Source organism: Pseudomonas sp. BS-2016 (genome assembly GCF_001806145.1).
Lineage (GTDB): Bacteria > Pseudomonadota > Gammaproteobacteria > Pseudomonadales > Pseudomonadaceae > Aquipseudomonas > Aquipseudomonas lundensis.
The window spans coordinates 184,827-206,488 of the sequence record NZ_MLCT01000019.1; the positions used below are offsets into that span (position 1 = coordinate 184,827).

Genomic DNA, 21,662 nt, shown 5'->3' on the forward strand with positions numbered 1-21,662 from the left:
GGCTGGCATTAAACACGCCCCGCCTTGCACTGTCAGGCGGGGCTTTTTTGTGGTTGATCTAAAGGGTGGATGTGTAGGAACAGGCTGGCGCGCAGTAGGTTTGGTCCTACGCAAAGCGAAGAGGTGTTACCGCGTGTGTAACCGGGTGCACGAAAACGGGGCTTTGCGAAACGCAGAGCACCGTTTTGGCGCCGCCAGTGTAGGCCAAATAAATTAGATGAAACGCTGCACTTGCCGGAATAGAAGGCTTTGCGAATAATAGGCCCGCTATTTGCAACTCATATAGGTTCTGCACCTTTTGCTCTTGCATGATTTTGAAGAGCTGTCAATGCCTGGAGTCGCCTTTCTCGGTGCATTTGTAATTAGTTGTCGCATTGAAGAAATAACGGCTTGAAGCCTGTCGTTAGAATGCCGATCACTCGCTCGTCGTTGTTGTGTTGACCTCAGCACAACGCCAGTAGGACGTGGCGCCGCATTCCCGGTTTAACCTCCGCATATTGGGCTCACGCTCACTCTGCATTTTTTGCCCTTTACCGATGGAGTCCTAAGATGAAGAAACTCGTGCTTCTTGGCGCCCTGGCACTGTCTGTGCTGTCCCTGCAGGCTTTTGCTGATGAAAAACCTCTGAAAATTGGTATCGAAGCTGCGTACCCTCCGTTTGCCTCCAAGGCCCCGGATGGCAGCATTGTCGGCTTTGACTACGACATCGGTAACGCCCTGTGCGAAGAGATGAAGGTCAAGTGCGTTTGGGTTGAGCAAGAGTTCGATGGCCTGATCCCGGCGCTGAAAGTGCGCAAGATCGACGCCATCCTGTCCTCGATGTCCATCACCGACGACCGTAAAAAATCCGTTGATTTCACCCATCGTTACTACCTCACTCCAGCACGCCTGGTGATGAAGGACGGCACTGCCGTCAGCGACAGCCTGGATGAACTCAAAGGCAAGAAAATCGGTGTGCAACGTGGTTCGATCCACGACCGTTTTGCCAAGGAAGTGCTGGCGCCTAAAGGAGTCACTGTTGTTCCTTACGGTTCGCAGAACGAAATCTACCTTGATATCCAGGCCGGTCGCCTTGATGGCACTGTTGCCGACGCCACCCTGCTGCAAGACGGTTTCCTGAAAACCAAAGCAGGTAAAGGTTACGCGTTCGTAGGCCCGCAATTCACCGACGTCAAATACTTTGGTGACGGCGTAGGCATCGCGGTACGCAAGAACGATGCGCTGAAAGACAAGATCAACACGGCCATCGACGGTATCCGTGCCAACGGCAAGTACAAGCAGATCCAGGACAAGTATTTCGACTTCGATATTTACGGTGCTGACGCGAAGTAAACCATCGCAGCACCCTGTCCGAAATGGCGCAAGCAACAGGATTTCTGAAGTTTGCGCCATTTTTTCATCCAAATTTTGAGGACCTGAATCATGTTGAAAGGCTACGGGGCTGTCATCCTCGATGGTGCTTGGCTGACGCTTCAGCTCGCCTTGTCGTCCATGGCCCTGGCCATTGTTCTAGGTCTGATCGGTGTTTCTTTGCGCCTGTCGCCGGTGCGCTGGCTGGCCTGGTTGGGCGATTTGTATTCCACCGTCATTCGCGGCATTCCCGATCTGGTGCTGATCCTGCTGATCTTCTACGGCGGTCAGGACTTGCTGAACCGCGTCGCGCCCCTGTTGGGCTATGACGATTACATTGATTTGAACCCGCTGGCGGCCGGTATCGGCACCTTGGGTTTCATCTTTGGTGCGTACTTGTCCGAAACCTTTCGGGGTGCCTTTATGGCCATTCCCAAAGGGCAGGCGGAAGCCGGCATGGCGTATGGGATGAGCAGCTTTCAAGTGTTTTTCCGGGTGTTGGTGCCGCAGATGATTCGTCTCGCGATCCCGGGCTTTACCAACAACTGGCTGGTGTTGACCAAAGCCACGGCCCTGATCTCGGTGGTCGGGTTGCAAGACATGATGTTCAAGGCCAAGCAGGCGGCAGATGCCACTCGCGAACCTTTCACCTTCTTTCTGGCCGTCGCGGCGATGTACCTGGTGTTGACCAGCGTATCGCTGTTGGCGTTGCGACAACTTGAGAAGCGCTACTCGGTAGGCGTTAAGGCGGCTGATCTATGATCTTCGACTACAACGTCATTTGGGACAGCATGCCGCTGTACCTTGATGGCCTGCTGGAAACCCTCAAGTTGCTGGGTATTTCACTGTTCTTCGGCTTGCTGGCGGCCGTGCCGCTGGGGCTGATGCGCGTCTCCAAGCAGCCGCTGGTCAACTTCCCGGCCTGGCTCTACACCTATGTGATTCGCGGCACGCCGATGCTGGTGCAGTTGTTCCTGATCTACTACGGGCTGGCCCAGTTCGATGCAGTGCGCGACAGTTTCATGTGGCCGCTGTTGTCCAGCGCAACCTTCTGCGCCTGTCTGGCCTTTGCCATCAACACCAGCGCCTACACCGCCGAAATCATCGCCGGTAGCCTCAAGGCCACGCCCCACGGCGAAATTGAAGCGGCCAAGGCGATGGGCATGTCGCGCGGCAAAATGTACCGCCGCATTCTGTTGCCGTCGGCCATGCGCCGGGCGCTGCCGCAGTACAGCAACGAAGTCATCATGATGTTGCAGACCACCAGTCTGGCGTCCATCGTGACCCTGATCGACATCACGGGTGCGGCGCGTACCGTGAATGCGCAGTACTACTTGCCGTTCGAGGCCTACATCACCGCCGGTGTTTTCTACCTGTGCCTGACGTTCATTCTGGTGCGCCTGTTCAAACTGGCCGAGCGCCGCTGGTTGGGCTATATGGCCCCGCGCAAGGCCTGACCCATGGAACGTATCGATCATCCCTTGCCCTGGAGCAGCCTGGGCACCGAGCGTCATCTGTCGGTGTTTCGTTTTGGCACGGGTGAGCGCAAGGCCTACATTCAGGCCAGCTTGCACGCCGACGAACTGCCCGGCATGCGTTGCGCCTGGGAGCTGAAAAAACGCTTGAGTGCGCTAGAAGCGCAAGGGTTGTTGAACGGCGTGATCGAACTGGTGCCCGTGGCCAATCCGCTGGGGCTCGGGCAATTGCTGCAAGGCAATCACCAGGGGCGTTTCGAGTACGGCAGCGGCAAGAACTTCAACCGCGATTTTGTCGAGCTGAGTGCGCCGGTTGTGGCACGGCTTGAAGGGCGCCTTGGGGATGACCCACGCGCCAATGTTCATCTGATCCGTCAGGCCATGCGCGACGTGTTGTCAGAGCTGCCACCTGCGACCAGTCAGTTGCAAGGCATGCAGCGTGTGCTCCTGAGCCATGCCTGTGATGCCGACGTGGTACTCGACCTGCATTGCGATGCCGAAGCGGCCCTGCACATGTACGCCTTGCCCCAGCATTGGCCGCAGTGGCGCTCGCTGGCTGCGCACCTGAATGTGCGGGTTGGCCTGCTGGCTGAAGATTCGGGCGGCAGCTCTTTTGACGAAGCGTGCTCCTTGCCCTGGTTGCGTGTGCAGCGTCACTTTGGCGACGCGCCCATTCCGCTGGCCTGCATGGCCACCACGGTGGAGCTGGGTGGGCAGGCAGACACCGGTCGTGATGAAGCACAGCGTTATGCCGAAGGGATTCTGGCGTTTCTCGCCGAGCAAGGGCTGATCGGCGGGCAATGGCCGGCTGCGCAGCATGAGGCGTGTGAAGGCATGCCTTTCGAAGGGACTGAGTTGTTGTTTGCACCGCACCCCGGTGTGGTGAGTTTTTTACGTCCGGCGGGCGCCTGGGTTGAACCAGGCGAGCCGCTGTTCGAAGTGATTGATCCTTTATCCGACCGGGTGAGCACGGTATGCGCAGGTACGGCCGGTGTGCTGTTTGCCGTTGAGCGCCTGCGATATGCCCAACCCGGTTTCTGGCTGGCCAAAGTGGCGGGGCGCGAGCCGCTGCGCCACGGGCGCTTGCTCAACGACTGACTGTTTCTGTGAGAACCGACAGCATGTACAAACTTGAAGTCCAAGACCTGCATAAACGCTATGGCAGTCACGAAGTGCTCAAAGGCGTTTCTCTGGCCGCCAAAGCGGGCGATGTGATCAGCATCATCGGTTCCAGCGGTTCCGGTAAAAGTACGTTTTTGCGCTGTATCAACCTGCTTGAGCAGCCCCACGCGGGCAAAATCCTGCTCAATGGCGAAGAGCTCAAGCTCATTGCCAACAAGGACGGCGGGCTTAAGGCCGCTGATCCCAAGCAACTGCAACGCATGCGTTCGCGGTTATCGATGGTGTTTCAGCATTTCAACCTGTGGTCGCACATGACCGCGCTGGAAAACATCATGGAAGCGCCGGTGCATGTACTGGGCATGTCCAAAACCGAAGCGCGGGAAAAAGCCGAGCACTACCTGAACAAGGTGGGCGTTTCCCATCGCAAGGAGGCTTACCCTGGCCACATGTCGGGCGGCGAGCAGCAGCGGGTGGCCATTGCCCGTGCGCTGGCGATGGAGCCGGAAGTCATGCTCTTCGACGAGCCGACCTCGGCCCTCGACCCGGAGCTGGTGGGCGATGTGCTGAAAGTGATGCAGGATCTCGCGCTTGAAGGCCGCACCATGGTGGTGGTGACTCACGAAATGGGCTTTGCCCGCGAAGTGTCTAACCAATTGGTGTTCTTGCACAAAGGGATCGTGGAAGAAAGCGGCAACCCGCGCGAAGTACTGGTCAATCCGCAATGTGAACGTTTGCAGCAGTTCCTCTCAGGTAGCCTGAAGTAACTGTGATTTCAAGACTGCCGTTGTGCACCAAAATAGGTCATGCTCCGCATCCTGCGCGGCTGGCCTAGGCTGAGTGTCTGGCGCATGTGGTTCCTCACTCTCGTTTTCGTTCCGGATAGCACGCTATGACCGCCCATCGAATTGGTTTTCTCATTTGGCCCAGCACCAAAGCCTTGACCCTGGCGCTGGCCGAAGAGGCGTTGCGTGTTGCCCAGCGCGTGCACCCGGAAGTCGTTTACGAGTTGTTGTTCCTGCAAGCCGAACCTCCGGTAGAGGGCGCGTGGCACTTACCCGGCGAGCCTTGGGCCGGCAAGCTTGAGGGCTGCCAAAAGCTCTTTCTGTTGGCCGACGAGCCGCCGGGCCCCGTGCCCTCGGCGCTGGGCACCGCCCTTAAGCAGGTGGTGCGGGCCGGGTGCGTGATCGGCGGGTTGTCGGCGGGTGTCTATCCTTTGGCGCAACTGGGGTTGTTGGACGGTTATCGTGCGGCCGTTCACTGGCGTTGGCAGGATGACTTTGCCGAGCGTTTCCCCAAGGTGATTGCCACCAGTCACCTGTTTGACTGGGACCGCGATCGCCTCAGTGCCTGTGGCGGCATGTCGGTGCTGGATCTGCTGCTTGCCGTACTGGCCCGCGACCACGGTGCCGAGCTGGCAGGTGCGGTGTCCGAAGAGCTGGTGGTGGAGCGCATTCGTGAAGGGGGCGAGCGCCAGCGCATTCCGTTGCAGAACCGTCTGGGTTCCAGCCATCCCAAGCTGACTCAAGCGGTATTGCTGATGGAAGCCAACATTGAAGAGCCGCTGACCACCGACGAAATCGCCCAGCATGTGTGCGTGTCCCGTCGGCAGTTGGAGCGGATCTTCAAGCAGTACCTCAATCGCGTCCCTAGCCAGTACTACCTTGAGCTGCGCCTGAACAAGGCCCGGCAAATGCTGATGCAAACCAGCAAATCGATCATCCAGATCGGTTTGTCGTGTGGCTTTTCCTCCGGGCCGCACTTCTCCAGCGCCTACCGCAACTTCTTCGGCGCCACCCCCCGTGAAGACCGCAATCAGCGCCGCAGCAGCAGCCCGTTTGAGTTGTCATCGGCGCCTGCCGAGCGCGGCTGATCGCTACTCCTCAACGGGCTCAGGCTCGTTGGCGTTATCCACATCAAATTCGACGTTCATGTCGATGCCGGTTTGCGCAAAGTAAGTGCGCACCCGCTCAAGGCTTTCTTCGGACAAAGGATTGCCTTCGAGGTCGAGCGCTTGTGTGACGGAAGCGGGTGCCTCAAACAGGGTCGCGGGTAACTCGACGATCAGGTTTTCACTTAAATCAACCACTTCAAGCTGCGTGAGCCCCAGTATCGAATCGGGAAATGCCGTGAGTTCGGCATTGCTCATGTGAAGGGTGTTCAGATTCGGCATGTTGCTGAAATCGGGCGTAATGTTGAGCGGGTTGTCGTCCAGGTCGATGTATTCCAGGTGTTCCATGCCGCCCAGACGGTGCGCGGTGTCAGGGGTTAGCGTGATTTCACTGCTTTCCAGGTGCAGGTCGGTAAGGTTCTCCATCGAGAGTATCGACTCAGGCAGCGCGTCCAGTGCAAACCCTTGAAGGTGTACCACGCGCAACCTCGGAAAACGCTCAAGAAACTCGCTCACCCCGGTCACCGGTCCTGCGCCTCTCAAGGACAGGTAGGTCACATGGCTGAAATCAGCGCTGATCGGCGGCATGCTGTCGGCGATTGGCCGTGTGAACGTCAGCTCATACCCATCGCGATCGGGGTCTGCGTGGTAGTTGTCGAATGCGGTTTGCCGACGCCAGCACCGTTCCAGCTCGCGGCTGAACGCGTGGCGGTCCTGAACATTGGCCCGGCGCGCGTTGGGCGGCAGCATGTCACCGGTTCGCGGGTTCACCGCGGGCGCATCGACGGTCCAGGCTTCAAGGTCATCGCGCAGGGTTTGCAGTGCTTGCCCAAGCTCGGTGAGTGCTTGATTGGCCTGGGCGCGGTCGGCAGGCAGAGTCCGAATGATGCGTGCCCGTTCCCTTATATTCAGACTCGGGTACAGCTCATAGACCCGCCGGTCGATCAGGTCGGGCGTCTGTCCTGGCGCATCGGCGCCCAATAACGGATAGCCCTCGGCCTTGAGCCTCGGCAGGCTTTGCGGGTCGAGGTTCAGTGCCGTGCGCGGCGGTTCTACATGCGCGCTGACCCGGTTGCGCGGCAGCAGTGGATGCTGACGCACGGCGTTTTTCAGGTCATTGCCCTGGCCGACATGTGGAAACCCCAGTTGACGGCGCTCGGCATCCGGCAGTGCGTGCAGCAACGCGTCATACAGGTCGGCCGGGCCGTGTAATTCCTGATTCAACGCATCGCGCGCGCTGTAACCCTGCGCTGACTTGATCAGTACTTTACGCAGCGGTGCCTGCGCGTCACCGAGGCTGTCGAGCAGGGGGCCTTCAAAGTGGTCTTCACGGATTTCCAGACGCAGCTTTTTGGACCAGCCGGGCAGGGATTCAACGGTCCTCAGGATCAGCCAGGGCGTGTGCGGGCTGGCGGCCGAGTCGAGAAACAAGCCCTCGTAAGCACGGTTGATGCGGGTTTCATGCACATACTGCTGCGCCAGGCTTTCGAGGCGTTCGGGGAGGGTGCGCTGATTGAGCAGTTGCAGAATTTCGTCCCCATGGGCATTCCAGATCAGTTCCTGTGCCGCCGAAGTTGGCAGTTCGGGGTAGGTCGTTTGTAGCCATTTGACCTCGTCACTGACGGGCCATTGCGGGGTTGAATAGCGCGAGGTGAACACTTCGAAACGCTGGCGGCGCGCCTCTTGCGCCAAGCGCAGGCGCAGGCGCCGGAGTTGAAGGGGCGAGTTTGGCAGCGGATCACCGAATGCCGGGTCGAGCCCTAACAGGGTTTTCGCATCCGGCGCATCCAGGGCCTGGAGGACGTCGTTGAGCAGCTCGCCCTGACGCACGCGGGTGTGGCTGATGTCTATGCGTTGCGGGGCGCCGGAGCGAGGCGGGTAGTCGGCCATGACCTCGCCACTTTCGCTGATGACCCTCACGCCTTTACTGAAGGTCCAGACGTCGCGACTGGTCAGTATTTGCAGTTGGGTTTGAGCGTCGGCTCGCTGTTGCACGGCTGGGTCGTGGCTTTCCATGTCGTCGATAAAGCGCTGGAGGTCGTTGTCGATGTTGAAGCGTTGAAGGCTGTCGGCGAGCAAGGCGGGCGCAGGCAGCGCATCCGCATGCAGACGGCGCAGTACAGACGGCGTGGTATCGGTGAGGGCCAGCAGGCGGGCAGCTTGAATGTCCGGGAGGTTGGCGGCGCTGGAGTTGAGGCGTTTAAACAGGCGCGCATCCTCCCAGTCAAGCGGCTGTTCCGTTTCGGCCGACCAGGCGCCCATGCCGTTGTGGCGCAAGCGGGGCGAGTAGGCGCGCAGGCGATCGGGGTGTTTGATGCGGTAGCGCGGGCTGCGAGCCTCTTGTTCGACGCGGTAGGTTTTATCTTCAAGGGTCAGGTATTGCGCATCGTCATGCAGCTGCAAGCCGAGGGCGTTGCTTGGTGCATGGGCGGGCACCGGGTCGGGGTGTTCGTAAGGTGTGAGGTCCGGTTCCCACAATCGGGTTTCACCGGTGGGCAGCGTGACGGGCTTCAAGCGAGCAATAAAGGGTGACAGTGCATCGCTGGCGATTTTGCCGCCAATGACCAGGGCGCCTGCCTGGGTCAGGCTGGAAATGACGTTGAACACGTGGTCCCAGGCTTCGAGGGTTTTTCCTTCGCTCCAGTCCTTGATGCCTTCATAGGCGTCATCCAGCACCTGCCAGGCCATTTGCAGCAACATCAATTCCCCGAGCCCCGGCACGAAAATGGCCCCGACCATTTCGAGGCCGTTGAGCGCCCATTCACCGATTTGCTTCAGGCGTTCGTGACGCTCGTGGCGTGTTTTCTGATCTTCGGCATCTGTGCTGACTGCAATCAGGGGCGCATCGGCCAGCAGTTTTCGGCGTTTCTCATAAAACAGGTGCTCGTCGAATGCCTGGAAAACATGGACGAGGGTGTACGTCAGCACCGGGTGTTCAATCGGGGTGGTGCGAACTACCTGCGGGTAGTCTTCGGGCCGTCCTTGACCCTCGGGGAGGTCAGCCGGGTCGACGGTGATGTGAAACAGCGCACGCTGCACTGCGCCGAAGAATGCTCCCAGATGCTGCTGATCGATGAAGCGGCTGAAGTACTGCTGGTAGGCGGGGTCTCGCAGTTGTTGAGCCAGCTGTGCGACGAAGTCAGCCAGCGAGGCATAGCGCTTGAGCGGGTGCTGCGGATCATCCGGTACGTACGCGACGATTTCAGCGTTGTCCGGGGTGGACGCCGGGTAGGCGCTGAAAACGAGAACCCCGCTCAGCGCGGTGCCGAGCACCGTCATGCTGTGGGGGTAAAGGGGCGCGGGCCCGCCGCTCGTCCAGCCCCTGACTTGGCCCAGGTCATTGAGTGACTCATGCAGGTTGCGGCTGATGTGCTGGTGCGCCAATGCATGGTGGGTGCAGGCCGTCAGGGCGGTTTTGACGTATTCGCGAACGGCTGTTTTCAACGCGCGCGCCTGGCTGCGGTCGGTCACGCCCAAGGCGTCGTCCAGATGCATTTTGTACTGCCGGCCGAGATCCAGTTGCCGGCACAGTGAGATAAAGCCCGCAATGGGGACTTGAGCGGTCAGTGCTTGCAGTACCTGATACTGCCCGTCAGCCGAGGGTTGGGTGATGAAGCCGGAATCGCTTGTATGGGCATCCGGTTCGGCTTCGAAAGCTTCGAAGTTGTGCAAGGCCGCGTCCAGCAGTGAAACGCGCCAGTTTTTAACCGCGCCCGTGTTAAGGCCGAAAATCGGCGTGGTCAGCGGGATGTACAAGTTGATAAAGGTGCGCTTGAGGTCCAGCGCGGGATCGACGTGGTACTGGCGCTGCAGCGCTTCGCGTAGCAAGGGCGTGGCAAATGCCTCGATGTTTTGCAGCGTGTCGAATACCTGGCGCAGGGCGTGATGGGATGCCCAGTGATTGATATGGCTCTGGTTGAGTGAAGCCTGCTGCGCATAGGGCAGTTCGGGCGGCCAATGCCGGGGGGCCGGTTTCACTTGCCTGAGGGTGTGCCGCGCCTGTTCGGGAGCTTGCATCAGCCAGTCGGGCAACGATTGCGTGAGGTGCGCTTGATGCAGCAGCGACGGGCGCGCACGTGCGGGCGCGTCTGGAATAGCAGGGGTGGTGTCAGGCATGTGCAGGCTCATTGATCGGCAGTGAAGAGCGATCAAGATCGTCCGCGAAGGGGTTGAGGAAAAGCGCAAATACCTGCTTAAAACCGTGGGCCACGCATCGCAATTGTGCGATCGCGCGATACAGGAATAGCCCCGTCTGCGCGTTGAAGCTGTCGGGGGGCAATGCTGATGTCGGGGGAACTGTAAATCAACCCAACGTGGCGCTGCCGTTAACGGGGCCCAACGTTTAAACTGCGCCTTTGTGACGCAATATGTCGCATTGCCGAAACCCTGGGAAAATCGTGGTTGAGCGCTATAAGAAGTTGTCGCTTGGCGGCAAGGCGTGATGGTCACGTGTCCTTACAATCCCCCCATCGCTCGCCAGTTTAGGCAGGCGTTCCTCTTCAGGAGACTCCGATGTCCGTTGAGCAAGCCCCGGTGCAACGCGCCGATTTCGATCAGGTCATGGTGCCCAACTACGCACCTGCGGCCTTCATTCCTGTGCGCGGTGCGGGTTCCCGAGTGTGGGACCAGTCGGGCCGCGAGCTGATTGATTTCGCGGGTGGCATCGCCGTTAACGTATTGGGCCATGCGCATCCGGCACTGGTCGGTGCGCTGACTGAGCAGGCCAACAACCTGTGGCACGTGTCCAATGTGTTCACCAACGAGCCGGCGCTGCGCCTGGCCAAAAAACTGGTGGACTCGACCTTCGCCGAGCGCGTGTTCTTCTGCAACTCGGGCGCTGAAGCCAACGAAGCGGCTTTCAAGCTCGCACGCCGTGTGGCCCATGACCGCTTTGGTCCTGAAAAATACGAAATCATTGCCGCGCTCAACAGCTTCCACGGGCGCACCCTGTTCACCGTTAACGTGGGCGGGCAGTCAAAGTATTCCGACGGCTTCGGGCCAAAAATCACCGGCATCACCCACGTACCGTTCAATGATCTGGACGCGCTCAAAGCGGCCATTTCCGACAAGACCTGCGCCGTTGTTCTGGAACCGGTACAGGGCGAGGGTGGCGTGTTGCCTGCCGAGCAGGCTTACCTGCAAGGCGCCCGTGACCTGTGCAATCAGCACAACGCGCTGTTGGTGTTCGATGAAGTGCAAACCGGCATGGGCCGTACGGGCGAGCTGTTTGCCTATATGCACTACGGCGTGACTCCGGACATCCTCACCAGCGCCAAGAGCCTGGGCGGCGGTTTCCCGATTGCGGCCATGCTTACCACCGAGTCGCTGGCCAAGCACCTGGTGGTCGGTACGCACGGCACCACGTACGGCGGTAACCCGCTGGCGTGCGCAGTGGGCAATGCGGTGATCGACGTGATCAATACCCCTGAAGTACTGGACGGTGTGAAAGCCAGGCATGACCAGTTCAAGACCCGTCTTGAAGCCATCGGTCAGCAATACGGCCTGTTCACACAGGTGCGGGGGCTGGGCCTGCTGCTCGGCTGCGTGTTGAGCGATGCCTGGAAAGGCAAAGCGAAGGACATCTTCAATGCCGCCGAACAGGAAGGCTTGATGATCCTGCAAGCGGGCCCGGACGTGGTGCGCTTTGCGCCGAGCCTGGTGGTTGACGAGGCCGATATCAAAGACGGTCTGGACCGCTTTGAGCGCGCTGTGCAGAAACTGACTCAAGCCTGATCGGCCCCCCCCCCTGAGGGGCGCGTGCCTGCGCGCTCCCCTCAGGGGTTTCTTCGTTTCTTTCTATTTCAAGAATTAAGGAGTGACACCATGCTGGTGATGCGCCCTGCGCAAATGGCTGACCTGGGCGAGGTACAGCGTCTGGCTGCGGACAGCCCGATTGGTGTCACTTCATTGCCGGACGATGTGGAACGCCTGCGCGACAAGATCGCCGCGTCCGAGGCATCGTTCGCCGCCGAGGTGAGCTTCAATGGTGAAGAAAGTTACTTCTTCGTCCTCGAAGACACGGCCACCGGCACGCTGGTGGGCTGTTCGGCCATCGTGGCGTCGGCCGGTTACTCGGAGCCGTTCTACAGCTTCCGTAACGAGACCTTCGTTCACGCCTCCCGCGAGCTGAAGATTCACAACAAGATCCATGTGCTGTCGCAGTGCCACGACCTGACCGGTAACAGCCTGCTGACCAGTTTTTACGTGGTCCCGGAGCTGGTGGGTTCGACGTTTGCCGAACTCAATTCCCGTGGCCGCCTGCTGTTCGTCGCCAACCACCCGGAGCGCTTTGCCGACTCGGTGGTGACGGAAATCGTCGGCTACAGCGACGAAAATGGCGACTCCCCGTTCTGGGATGCCATCGGCCGCAACTTCTTCGACCTCAACTACGCCGCCGCCGAGCGCCTGTGCGGGCTGAAAAGCCGGACCTTCCTTGCCGAGCTGATGCCGCATTACCCGATCTACGTGCCGCTGCTGCCCGACACCGCGCAAGAAGCCATGGGCCAAGTGCACCCGCGGGCGCAGATCACCTTTGACATCCTGATGCGCGAAGGCTTTGAAACCGATCATTACATCGACATTTTCGACGGTGGCCCGACCCTGCATGCGCGGGTGTCGGGCATTCGTTCGATTGCGCAAAGCCGCGTGGTGCCGGTGAAAATCGGTGACGTGTGCAAAGGCGGCGGCCGCCAGTACCTGGTGGCCAATGCGCAGCTTCAGGACTACCGCGCCGTGTTGCTGGAGCTTGATTGGGCGCCGGGCAAGCCGGTCACGCTGGACATGGAAGCGGCCGAAGCCCTGGGCGTTGGCGAAGGTGCCAGCGTGCGAGTGGTTGCGGTTTAACGCTTTAGAGCGAGTTTCGCGGGGTTCGTCAGCGAGCCCTGCATGAGGAGATAGCATGATCGTTCGTCCTGTACGCAACAGCGATTTACCTGCCCTGATCGAACTGGCCCGCAGCACGGGAACCGGTCTGACCACGCTGCCCGCCAATGAAGAACGCCTGCTGCACCGCGTGACCTGGGCCGAGAAAACCTTTCGCGGTGAAGCCGAACGCGGCGATGCCGACTACCTGTTTGTACTGGAAGACGACGACGGCAAGGTGGTCGGTATTTCGGCCATTGCCGGCGCCGTGGGCCTGCGTGAGCCGTGGTACAACTTTCGCGTCGGGCTGACCGTCAGCGCGTCGCAAGAACTGAATATTTACCGCGAAATTCCGACGCTGTTTCTGGCCAACGACCTGACCGGCAATTCGGAACTGTGCTCGCTCTTTCTCGGCGCGGATCACCGCACCGGCCTGAATGGCCGCTTGCTGGCCAAGGCGCGGATGCTGTTCATCGCCGAGTTCCCCGAGCTGTTTGGCAACAAGATCATTGCTGAAATGCGCGGCATGTCTGACGAAGCCGGGCGTTCGCCGTTCTGGGAAAGCCTGGGTCGGCACTTTTTCAAAATGGAATTCAGCCAGGCCGACTACCTGACCGGGGTCGGTAACAAAGCGTTCATTGCCGAGCTGATGCCCAAGTTTCCCGTGTACACCTGCTTCCTGTCCGAAGACGCGCGCGCCGTGATCGGCAAGGTGCACACCCACACCGAGCCGGCCCTGAACATGCTTAAAAGCGAAGGGTTCAGCTATCAGGGCTACGTCGATATCTTTGACGCGGGCCCGGCGGTGGAGTGCGAGACCGACAAAATCCGGGCGGTGCGCGAAAGCGAAGCGTTGGTGCTGGCCATTGGCACACCGGGCGACGACGCCACGCCTTACCTGATTCACAACCGCAAGCGCGAGGACTGCCGCATCACCGCCGCCCCGGCGCGTCTGGCCGCGGGCACGCTGGTGGTCGATCCGATGACTGCCAAGCGCCTGCAATTGAGCGCTGGCGATCAAGTGCGCGCGGTGACGTTATCCGCCCAGCCAGTGGCCCCACGGGAGAAGCAATAATGAGCACGTTGTACATCGCAGGCGCATGGCAAAACGGGCAGGGCGAAGCCTTTGAATCGCTGAATCCGGTCACCCAGCAGGTGCTGTGGTCAGGCCAGGGCGCCGATGCCAGCCAGGTGGATGCCGCCGTCAACGCAGCGCGTCAGGCGTTTGCGGGCTGGGCCAAACGTTCTTTCGACGCACGCCTGAAAGTGCTGGAAGCCTTTGCCGACAGCCTCAAGGCCAACGCCGACGCGCTGGCGCGCTGCATCGGTGAGGAAACCGGCAAGCCGCTGTGGGAATCGGCCACTGAAGTCACCAGCATGATTAACAAGGTGGCCATCTCGGTTCAAAGCTACCGTGAGCGCACGGGCGAGAAGAGCGGCCCGCTGGGGGATGCCACGGCCGTGCTGCGGCACAAGCCCCACGGCGTGGTGGCGGTGTTCGGCCCTTACAACTTTCCGGGGCACCTGCCTAACGGTCACATCGTTCCGGCCCTGTTGGCCGGTAACTGCGTGGTCTTCAAACCGAGCGAGCTGACACCCAAAGTGGCCGAGCTGACCGTCAAGTGCTGGATCGAAGCCGGTCTGCCTGCCGGGGTGCTGAACCTGCTGCAAGGCGCGCGCGACACCGGTATTGCGCTGGCGGCCCATGCGGGTATCGATGGCCTGTTCTTCACCGGGTCGAGTCGCACCGGTAACGCCTTGCATCAGCAGTTTGCCGGTCGCCCGGACAAAATCCTGGCGCTGGAGATGGGCGGCAACAACCCGCTGGTGGTCGATCAGGTGGCTGACGTTGAAGCGGCGGTGTACACGATCATTCAGTCAGCCTTTATTTCAGCCGGTCAGCGCTGCACGTGCGCGCGCCGCTTGCTGGTGCCCGAAGGCGCCTGGGGCGACAGCCTGCTGACGCGTCTGGTCGAGGTCAGCCAGCGCATTGAAGTGGGTGCGTTCGATCAGCAGCCTGCGCCATTCATGGGCTCGGTCATTTCGTTGCAGGCCGCGCGGGCCCTGATGGATGCGCAAGAAGTACTGCTCGGTAGCGGGGCGGTGGCCCTGCTCGAAATGAGTCAGCCAGACAGCAATGCCGCGCTGCTTACGCCGGGCATCCTCGATGTGACCGAAGTCAGTGAGCGTAGCGATGAAGAGTTGTTCGGCCCGTTGCTGCAAGTGATCCGTTACGCTGATTTCGACGCCGCGATAGCGGAGGCCAATAACACAGCCTTTGGTCTGGCTGCCGGTTTGCTGTCCGATTCCGAAGCGCGTTATCAGCAGTTCTGGCTCGAAAGCCGTGCCGGCATCGTCAACTGGAACAAGCAGTTGACCGGGGCTGCCAGCAGCGCGCCTTTTGGCGGAATCGGCGCTTCGGGTAACCACCGTGCCAGTGCGTATTACGCCGCTGATTATTGTGCTTACCCGGTGGCCTCGCTGGAAACGCCGACCCTCGCGTTACCGACGGCGCTGACGCCGGGCGTACGTTTGTCATTTTGAAGTGCTTATAAAAACCGTTTGCCGGAGCCTCGCTGATGAAGTCCTTTGAAGTCAATTTTGACGGTTTAGTGGGGCCGACCCATAACTACGGCGGGTTGTCCTTCGGCAACGTCGCGTCCCAGAGCAACAGCCAGCAGGCTTCCAACCCCCGGGAAGCCGCGCTGCAAGGCCTGGAAAAAATGAAAGCGCTGATGGACATGGGCTTTGTTCAGGGCGTTCTGGCTCCGCAAGAGCGTCCGGACGTGGCCGCCTTGCGCAGCCTGGGGTTTGGCGGCACCGATGCGCAGGTCATTGAAAAAGCGGCGAAAGAAGCCATGCCCTTGCTGGTGGCCAGTTGCTCGGCATCGAGCATGTGGGTGGCCAACGCAGCGACGGTCAGCCCGAGTGCCGACACGGCAGACGGGCGCGTGCATTTCACTGCCGCCAACCTTAACTGCAAGTTCCATCGCAGCATCGAACACCCGACCACCAGCCGTGTGCTAGGGGCAATGTTTGCGGACCCTGAGCATTTTGCTCACCACGCAGCCTTGCCGGCCGTGGCGCAATTTGGTGACGAAGGCGCGGCCAACCACACCCGGTTCTGCCGTTCATACGGCGAAGCGGGCGTTGAATTCTTTGTCTATGGGCGCAGCGCGTTCGACAGCCGTTACCCGGCCCCGCAGAAATACCCGGCACGCCAGACGCTTGAGGCCTCTCAGGCGGTCGCGCGGCTGCACGGCCTGAGTGACGCGGGCGTGGTGTTCGCGCAGCAGAACCCGGCTGTCATCGACCAGGGCGTGTTCCATAACGACGTCATTGCGGTGGGGAATGGCGAACTGCTGTTTCATCACCAGGATGCCTTCCTGAACACCGAGCACGTGCTGGCCGAATTGCACGGCAAGCTGCAGGCACGTGGGGCGGCCTTCCAGTCTATTAGTGTGCCTCGCGACCAGGTGGCCGTTGAAGATGCCGTGCGTTCGTACCTGTTCAACAGTCAATTGCTGAGCCGCGCCGATGGTTCGATGCTGCTGATCGTGCCAGAAGAGTGCCGCAGCAACCCGCGCGTCTGGCAGTACCTGCAAAGCCTGACCGCCAGTGGCGGGCCGGTCCGTGAGGTCAAGGTGTTCGATCTCAAGCAAAGCATGCAGAACGGCGGCGGCCCGGCTTGCCTGCGGCTGCGGGTCGCACTGAAAGAAACAGAGCTGGCGGCGGTCAATCCGGGGGTTATCATGACGCCCGCGTTGTACGGCACGCTCACCCGCTGGGTGAACACGCACTACCGCGATGCGCTGCGCGAAAGCGATCTGGCGGACCCGCAGTTGCTGCTTGAATGCCGGACGGCACTGGATGAACTGACGCAAATCCTTAAACTGGGCGCGGTCTATCCATTCCAGATCAATTGAATAGCGCCTTGTACCGGCATTGATGCCGGTCCTGGCCACTCCACTTTTCACTGAGTACGAAACTATGAGCGATTCCCTGCAGCTGATCCTTGAAGACACCGACGGCACGCAATTGCAAACGTCCTGCACCCGCGTGGCGGTCATGTGGCAGGGCAAGGAGCTGTGGATTCAGCAAGACGGCCGCGGCCAGTTGCTGATCGGTGTAGACGTGGAAGAAGGCGACGCCGAATATGCCAACCTGCTGTTGCGTCCATTGGCCACCAACCTGGTGAGCCTGCAACTGGAAATGGAACCGGCTGACATGAGCGATGACGAAGACGGTCACGTCCACGGCCCGGACTGCAATCACTGATTAAGGATGCACTATGCTCGCCCTCGGCAAACTGCTTGAACTGACCCTGGCCGGTCGCGAACCGGCCCAGAAAATTCAACTGACGGCCGATGGCGTGCGATTGCGCTGGCTAGGCGAGGGTGCGCTGGAGGTGACGCCGCCCGGTGGTCAGGACACGGGTCTGGATTTACTCTTGTCAGCGGGCATTCACGGTAACGAAACAGCGCCGATCGAACTGCTCGATCGCCTGTTGCAAGGCATCGCACGGGGAGACATCAAACCGCGTGTACGTATTTTGTTCTTGTTCGGCAATCCGGGTGCCATGCGCACCGGTGATCGTTTTGTCGAGGAGGACCTCAACCGGCTGTTTAACGGCCGTCACGAATGCAGCTGCGGCTCTGAAGCCCTGCGCGCCTGTGAACTGGAGCATCTGGCCACGGCGTTTTTCAGCCTGGCTGGCCGGACCCGTTTGCACTATGACCTGCACACCGCCATTCGCGGTTCGAAACTTGAACAATTTGCCTTGTATCCGTTCAAGGAGGGGCGCGCCCCTTCACGTCGCGAACTGGCGCGTCTGCGCGCGGCGGGGATGGAAGCGGTCTTGTTGCAAAGCAAACCGTCGATTGTCTTCAGTGCCTTCACCTGTGAACAACTGAATGCCGAGGCGTTCACCCTTGAGCTGGGCAAAGCGCGGCCGTTTAGGCACAACGCCGGGGTCAATGTCGAACGTCTTGAACAACGTTTGAAACAGATCATTGAAGGCACTGAGCCGTCACTGGAAGAGGCGTCGCTGGACGGTTTGCAGCTGTTTAGTGTGGCGCGGGAAGTGATCAAGCACAGCGAGGCGTTCATCCTGCATTTGCCGGCCGATGTTGAGAACTTTTCAGAGTTGCCCAAAGGTTATTTGCTGGCCGAAGATGCCGGGAAAACCCGCTGGATCATTGAGGAAAAGGGCGCGCGGATCATCTTTCCCAATCCAAAGGTCAAGAGTGGCCTGCGCGCCGGAATCATTATTGAGCCTGCGTCCGAAGCGTTGCTGGATCAATCATTGGCGTAATAAATGTAGGTTTTGCGCAGTTGCAGGCCCAGCTCCTCGAGTAACGCATTTTCGGTGTAGGGGGTTGGGTTAGTGACGCGGGCGGGGGTCGACGGGTCGGCGTCGAAGTCAAACGGTTCAACATTGCACGGCAGCCCAACGACCTGCAGTTCGAGGTTATTGACCATGGGCGCGGACTTGGTCCCGCTGTGGCCGTCAGGGCTCATCCCCTCGAAGACTGAACCTGTTACAAAGTTATAGGCATGACACAATTCGTGATACAGCGTTGCGAGCGGGATGTCTTCGGTTTCTGAATAGGTCGGGTTGTAGTAAACCGTGCCGCCATAGGCCCGCGTACCCGGCCTTCCCGATACAACGAAGGCGGTGCCGTCATTCAGAGTGGGGACATACAGGCCGTTTCGCACATGCTTGAACTCGGCAATGGTGATGGGTTTTTTGCTGTCACGGATGCTTTTGGTCAGTGCCTTTAACAGTTGATGGCCATTGGCAGAGCCGAGCAATAACCTGAGGTCGTCCTGAACCCGCTCAGTGAACATGTCGCTGCCTTCGATCATCAGTCCAGTCTCGGACAGTGGCTGTGACGTGACCTTGAAGACCGTTCCAATTTGCGTGTCGGGCGTAATCCTGCCTTCTGAGAGGGATGTAATGTCGCTGCCTGTGAAGATCCGGTCCGTGTCCTTGATGTTGTCGAGGATGTTTTGCCCGGCGCCCGTGTAGATCACGTTAGTGGCCGGGCCTGCGGTGATCAGGTCATCCCCGTCGTTGCCACTGATGATGTTATGGCCCTGCCCACCGATGAGGACGTCGTCACCTTTACCGCCATCCACAAAGACCCTGCCTGCATCTCCCCGGAAAAAGTCGGCGCCACTGCCCAGATAAGCCGTGGTAGTGCCTGAACCACTGACATTCACGATGTCATTGCCCTGGCCCGTATTGATATAACTGCGCCCGGCACCGGTCATCACCATGTCGTCGCCAGCCCCTGTGATGACGTTTGATTTTTTCGCGAGGGTGACCACGGTGTCATTGCCGTCACCGGTTTGGATATGAAACGGATTTTTGAAGGCGCTGGCGACATACACCGTGTCGTCACCGTGTGAGGTGTGGAGTTCGATGATCTGTCGGTTGCTGGCGGGGCGAATGTTGAAGCGCTGGTGGTTGAGGTCAATCACGATCGTGTCGTTTTCGCCTTGAGTCACGAAGATGGACGAACGTGGCGCTGTAGAGCGGAACTCCAGCCGGTCAACAGGTCTTTCGAAAAACACACCCTCAGTGACGTAGCGCACGATCGAGGCATACGTGCTCAGGTGCAGCAGGCTTCGGGTGGTGGTTTGGGGGGCGTGCGGTGTGGGGCTGGAAACGGTTTTTTCGATCAGTTCCGGCGGTGCTGTGTCGCCGCCGTCTATATCAAACTGATGGCGTGCAGGTTCGGGACCCGCTGTTGCTGAAGGGGGGGAAGGGCACATAGGCAAGACTCCATCGCAGTGTGTTCAAACGTCTGGGGGTTCCCAGTGGCAACGATTGAAACGCGTTGAGGGCTTGCAGGTGCTTTAGATAGTTAGTGCGCGATCCCGACGGCCCGCAGGCGGGGCAGTCGGGAATTCAGGCGTTATACAGCGCGTTTTTGCTGGGTATCGAGACGCTTGATATGACGGATTTTCTGCAGGGTATCGACGCAGGTTTTCGCCGCCTCCTGGCCTTTGTGCACAAAGTGGTCAAAGAAAAACTTCTGGTGCTCTTCGCCCGCATGGAAATGATGCGGGGTCAGGCTGACCGAGAACACGGGGACTTCGGTTTCCAGCTGCACTTGCATCAGGCCACTGACGACTGACTGCGCGACGAAGTCGTGGCGATAGATGCCGCCGTCCACCACCAGTGCCGCGCCCACAATGCCTGCATAGCGACCGGTCTTGGCCAGCAGCTTGGCATGCAGCGGGATCTCGAAGGCACCGCCGACTTCAAAGAAGTCGATGTCGCTTTCCTGATAGCCCTGTTCAAGCATCTCGGCCAGAAAGCCCTTACGACTTTGATCGACGATTTCTTTGTGCCAGCTGGCCTGAATGAACGCGACGCGTTCGTTGTGGTGGTTTTTGCTTTTGCTGTCGATTGCGGTGGGTTGCATGTTCAGACTCCTGTTTGTGTGAAAAACAGGGCATATGAATCGAATGGGATTTAAGGGTGCGTCCAGACAGGCCGCGCGAGCAAGTAACCTCGACACTGACCTGTCCGACTGACGGCCCTTTGGCGCCAATCCCGTTCTCTCTTCATCCGGACTATGACCGTCGGCCCCGGAATCACACCGGGTCTGCTGACCTTGCCAGGCCGTCAGCCGTAGCTTTGGGACCTGCCAAGCGCTCGCGGGCTATACGCATTGCGCGCAATTACCGCCGGTGGGGAGTTACACCCCGCCCTGAGAACGTTGCCGCCAGCCTTTCTGGCGGCGGGCATTTTGTATCACAAATGTTTCAGGGATGCATCGATGCTTTTTGCTAATGGTCATCGAAATTTCTGATGGTTTTAGCGGCCGGTTCGAGCAATACGGTTTGATTCATCTCGCCATAACCCGCACGCCTCTTGTTCGACAGGTTATTCACCGCTTAGCATCCAGTGCTTATCTCCTTTGGCCGAGGCTTCCAATGACTGTTATCGATCTTCGCAGTGACACCGTGACTCAACCCGGGCCTGGCATGCGTGAGGCCATGGCCGCTGCGCCGCTCGGGGACGATGTGTATGGCGAAGACCCGACGGTTAATCACTTGGAAGCCGAGTTGGCGCACAGGCTCGGGTTTGCACAGGCCCTGTTTGTGCCCACCGGGACCATGAGCAATCTCTTGGCCCTGATGGCGCATTGCGGGCGGGGCGAGGAATACATCGTCGGGCAGCAGGCCCACACGTACAAATACGAAGGTGGCGGGGCGGCGGTACTGGGATCTATCCAGCCGCAGCCGCTGGAGGTTCAGGCCGATGGCTCGCTGGATTTGAAACAGGTAGCGGCCGCGATCAAGCCGGATGACTTCCATTTCGCCCGGACCCGCTTGCTGGCCCTGGAAAACACCATGCAGGGCAAAGTGTTGCCGCTGGAGTACCTGGCGGCGGCCAGTCGCCTGACCCGCGAGCATGGGCTGGCACTGCACCTGGACGGCGCGCGGCTGTATAACGCAGCCGTCAGGCTGGGGGTGGACGCCGCCGACATTACCCGCCACTTCGACTCGGTGTCGGTGTGTTTGTCCAAGGGGTTGGGCGCGCCGATAGGCTCGGTGCTGTGCGGCTCGGCCGAACTGATTGCCCGGGCCCGACGCCTGCGCAAAATGGTCGGCGGGGGAATGCGTCAGGCCGGGCAGTTGGCCGCGGCCGGTTTGTATGCGCTGGATCATCAGGTGCAGCGCCTGGCGGATGACCATGCCAATGCGCAGTATCTGGCTGACGGGCTGCGTGCCTGCGGTTATGACGTCGAGCCGGTACAGACCAATATGGTGTACGCCGATCTGGGCGACCGCGCCGAAGCGCTCAAAGCCTTTGCCGCCACGCGCGGCATCAAGCTGAGCGCCGCCCCGCGCCTGCGCATGGTGACGCACCTGGACGTCAGCCGCGGGCAAATTGAGCAAGTGGTCACGGTTCTGGACGAATTTAACCGGCAATGAGTGCGTAACCC

The 21,662-nt window shown here is 59.9% G+C and carries 17 protein-coding genes and 1 riboswitch; of the genes, 14 read left to right on the plus strand and 3 right to left on the minus strand.

From position 1 onward, the window contains the following. Positions 1-549: 549 nt before the first annotated feature. The 6 genes from BKD70_RS11220 (at position 550) to argR (ending at position 5,817) form a co-directional block, all read left to right on the plus strand. Positions 550-1,332, plus strand: coding sequence for an ABC transporter substrate-binding protein (locus BKD70_RS11220; protein WP_047276982.1), 783 nt, complete (start codon positions 550-552; stop codon positions 1,330-1,332). Positions 1,333-1,422: 90 nt separating this feature from the next. Next, complete coding sequence (locus BKD70_RS11225; protein WP_047276980.1) at positions 1,423-2,112, plus strand: ABC transporter permease; 690 nt, start codon at positions 1,423-1,425, stop codon at positions 2,110-2,112. Beyond that, a complete protein-coding gene (locus BKD70_RS11230; RefSeq protein ID WP_047276978.1) occupies positions 2,109-2,807 on the plus strand; it encodes an ABC transporter permease in 699 nt (232 codons plus the stop codon). Before BKD70_RS11225 ends, BKD70_RS11230 begins: the two co-directional genes overlap by 4 nt. A gap of 3 nt (positions 2,808-2,810) precedes the next feature. Continuing rightward, positions 2,811-3,923: a succinylglutamate desuccinylase/aspartoacylase family protein gene (locus BKD70_RS11235; protein WP_047276977.1), complete on the plus strand. Its 1,113-nt coding sequence runs from the start codon at positions 2,811-2,813 to the stop codon at positions 3,921-3,923. A gap of 23 nt (positions 3,924-3,946) precedes the next feature. After that, complete coding sequence (locus BKD70_RS11240) at positions 3,947-4,711, plus strand: ABC transporter ATP-binding protein (RefSeq protein ID WP_047276975.1); 765 nt, start codon at positions 3,947-3,949, stop codon at positions 4,709-4,711. A gap of 125 nt (positions 4,712-4,836) precedes the next feature. Then, positions 4,837-5,817, plus strand: a complete 981-nt coding sequence (gene argR, locus BKD70_RS11245; RefSeq protein ID WP_047276973.1) for a transcriptional regulator ArgR — start codon at positions 4,837-4,839, stop codon at positions 5,815-5,817. Between the two features lie 3 nt (positions 5,818-5,820). On the opposite strand, the gene BKD70_RS11250 is transcribed toward argR, so the two are convergent. Beyond that, positions 5,821-9,951, minus strand: a complete 4,131-nt coding sequence (locus BKD70_RS11250) for a leucine-rich repeat domain-containing protein (RefSeq protein ID WP_047276971.1) — start codon at positions 9,949-9,951, stop codon at positions 5,821-5,823. A 396-nt stretch (positions 9,952-10,347) separates the two neighbouring features. Between BKD70_RS11250 and BKD70_RS11255 the strand changes: the two genes are divergently transcribed. The 7 genes from BKD70_RS11255 to astE all read left to right on the plus strand — a co-directional run bounded on the left by BKD70_RS11255 (position 10,348) and on the right by astE (position 18,010). After that, positions 10,348-11,568: an aspartate aminotransferase family protein gene (locus BKD70_RS11255; protein ID WP_047276969.1), complete on the plus strand. Its 1,221-nt coding sequence runs from the start codon at positions 10,348-10,350 to the stop codon at positions 11,566-11,568. Positions 11,569-11,658: 90 nt separating this feature from the next. Beyond that, positions 11,659-12,678: an arginine/ornithine succinyltransferase subunit alpha gene (aruF, locus tag BKD70_RS11260; protein ID WP_047276967.1), complete on the plus strand. Its 1,020-nt coding sequence runs from the start codon at positions 11,659-11,661 to the stop codon at positions 12,676-12,678. 55 nt (positions 12,679-12,733) lie between these two features. Continuing rightward, positions 12,734-13,771 (plus strand): arginine N-succinyltransferase, encoded by a 1,038-nt coding sequence (astA, locus tag BKD70_RS11265; protein ID WP_047276965.1) that lies wholly within the window; start codon positions 12,734-12,736, stop codon positions 13,769-13,771. Next, positions 13,768-15,240, plus strand: a complete 1,473-nt coding sequence (gene astD, locus BKD70_RS11270) for a succinylglutamate-semialdehyde dehydrogenase (protein WP_169835828.1) — start codon at positions 13,768-13,770, stop codon at positions 15,238-15,240. The genes astA and astD overlap by 4 nt, the downstream gene beginning before the upstream one ends. Positions 15,241-15,275: 35 nt before the next feature. Further along, positions 15,276-16,622 carry an N-succinylarginine dihydrolase gene (astB, locus tag BKD70_RS11275; protein ID WP_047276960.1) on the plus strand — a complete coding sequence of 449 codons (1,347 nt, stop codon included), beginning with the start codon at positions 15,276-15,278 and terminating at the stop codon, positions 16,620-16,622. A gap of 64 nt (positions 16,623-16,686) precedes the next feature. Beyond that, positions 16,687-16,974 (plus strand): hypothetical protein, encoded by a 288-nt coding sequence (locus BKD70_RS11280; protein ID WP_047276959.1) that lies wholly within the window; start codon positions 16,687-16,689, stop codon positions 16,972-16,974. A gap of 13 nt (positions 16,975-16,987) precedes the next feature. After that, complete coding sequence (gene astE / locus BKD70_RS11285) at positions 16,988-18,010, plus strand: succinylglutamate desuccinylase (protein ID WP_047276956.1); 1,023 nt, start codon at positions 16,988-16,990, stop codon at positions 18,008-18,010. Here the strand turns inward: astE and BKD70_RS11290 are convergent. Together BKD70_RS11290 and BKD70_RS11295 are read right to left on the minus strand one after the other, a co-directional pair. Continuing rightward, positions 17,995-19,476, minus strand: a complete 1,482-nt coding sequence (locus tag BKD70_RS11290; RefSeq protein WP_052892199.1) for a M91 family zinc metallopeptidase — start codon at positions 19,474-19,476, stop codon at positions 17,995-17,997. The two genes, astE and BKD70_RS11290, sit on opposite strands and share 16 nt — an antisense overlap. A gap of 143 nt (positions 19,477-19,619) precedes the next feature. Further along, positions 19,620-20,132 carry a 6,7-dimethyl-8-ribityllumazine synthase gene (locus tag BKD70_RS11295; protein ID WP_047276954.1) on the minus strand — a complete coding sequence of 171 codons (513 nt, stop codon included), beginning with the start codon at positions 20,130-20,132 and terminating at the stop codon, positions 19,620-19,622. Between the two features lie 129 nt (positions 20,133-20,261). Then, positions 20,262-20,432: riboswitch (FMN riboswitch) on the minus strand. 214 nt (positions 20,433-20,646) lie between these two features. Here BKD70_RS11295 and ltaE point away from each other — a divergent pair. Then, a complete protein-coding gene (ltaE, locus tag BKD70_RS11300; RefSeq protein WP_047276952.1) occupies positions 20,647-21,651 on the plus strand; it encodes a low-specificity L-threonine aldolase in 1,005 nt (334 codons plus the stop codon). The last annotated feature ends 11 nt before the right edge of the window (positions 21,652-21,662 follow it).

What these genes read in the sequence shown, in the direction of transcription:
- BKD70_RS11220 (WP_047276982.1), top strand. Translation starts at nt 550, where the DNA reads ATGAAGAAACTCGTGCTTCTTGGCGCCCTGGCACTGTCTGTGCTGTCC.
- BKD70_RS11225 (WP_047276980.1), top strand. Translation starts at nt 1,423, where the DNA reads ATGTTGAAAGGCTACGGGGCTGTCATCCTCGATGGTGCTTGGCTGACG.
- BKD70_RS11230 (WP_047276978.1), top strand. Translation starts at nt 2,109, where the DNA reads ATGATCTTCGACTACAACGTCATTTGGGACAGCATGCCGCTGTACCTT.
- BKD70_RS11235 (WP_047276977.1), top strand. Translation starts at nt 2,811, where the DNA reads ATGGAACGTATCGATCATCCCTTGCCCTGGAGCAGCCTGGGCACCGAG.
- BKD70_RS11240 (WP_047276975.1), top strand. Translation starts at nt 3,947, where the DNA reads ATGTACAAACTTGAAGTCCAAGACCTGCATAAACGCTATGGCAGTCAC.
- argR (WP_047276973.1), top strand. Translation starts at nt 4,837, where the DNA reads ATGACCGCCCATCGAATTGGTTTTCTCATTTGGCCCAGCACCAAAGCC.
- BKD70_RS11250 (WP_047276971.1), bottom strand. Translation starts at nt 9,951, where the DNA reads ATGCCTGACACCACCCCTGCTATTCCAGACGCGCCCGCACGTGCGCGC.
- BKD70_RS11255 (WP_047276969.1), top strand. Translation starts at nt 10,348, where the DNA reads ATGTCCGTTGAGCAAGCCCCGGTGCAACGCGCCGATTTCGATCAGGTC.
- aruF (WP_047276967.1), top strand. Translation starts at nt 11,659, where the DNA reads ATGCTGGTGATGCGCCCTGCGCAAATGGCTGACCTGGGCGAGGTACAG.
- astA (WP_047276965.1), top strand. Translation starts at nt 12,734, where the DNA reads ATGATCGTTCGTCCTGTACGCAACAGCGATTTACCTGCCCTGATCGAA.
- astB (WP_047276960.1), top strand. Translation starts at nt 15,276, where the DNA reads ATGAAGTCCTTTGAAGTCAATTTTGACGGTTTAGTGGGGCCGACCCAT.
- BKD70_RS11280 (WP_047276959.1), top strand. Translation starts at nt 16,687, where the DNA reads ATGAGCGATTCCCTGCAGCTGATCCTTGAAGACACCGACGGCACGCAA.
- astE (WP_047276956.1), top strand. Translation starts at nt 16,988, where the DNA reads ATGCTCGCCCTCGGCAAACTGCTTGAACTGACCCTGGCCGGTCGCGAA.
- BKD70_RS11290 (WP_052892199.1), bottom strand. Translation starts at nt 19,476, where the DNA reads ATGTGCCCTTCCCCCCCTTCAGCAACAGCGGGTCCCGAACCTGCACGC.
- BKD70_RS11295 (WP_047276954.1), bottom strand. Translation starts at nt 20,132, where the DNA reads ATGCAACCCACCGCAATCGACAGCAAAAGCAAAAACCACCACAACGAA.
- ltaE (WP_047276952.1), top strand. Translation starts at nt 20,647, where the DNA reads ATGACTGTTATCGATCTTCGCAGTGACACCGTGACTCAACCCGGGCCT.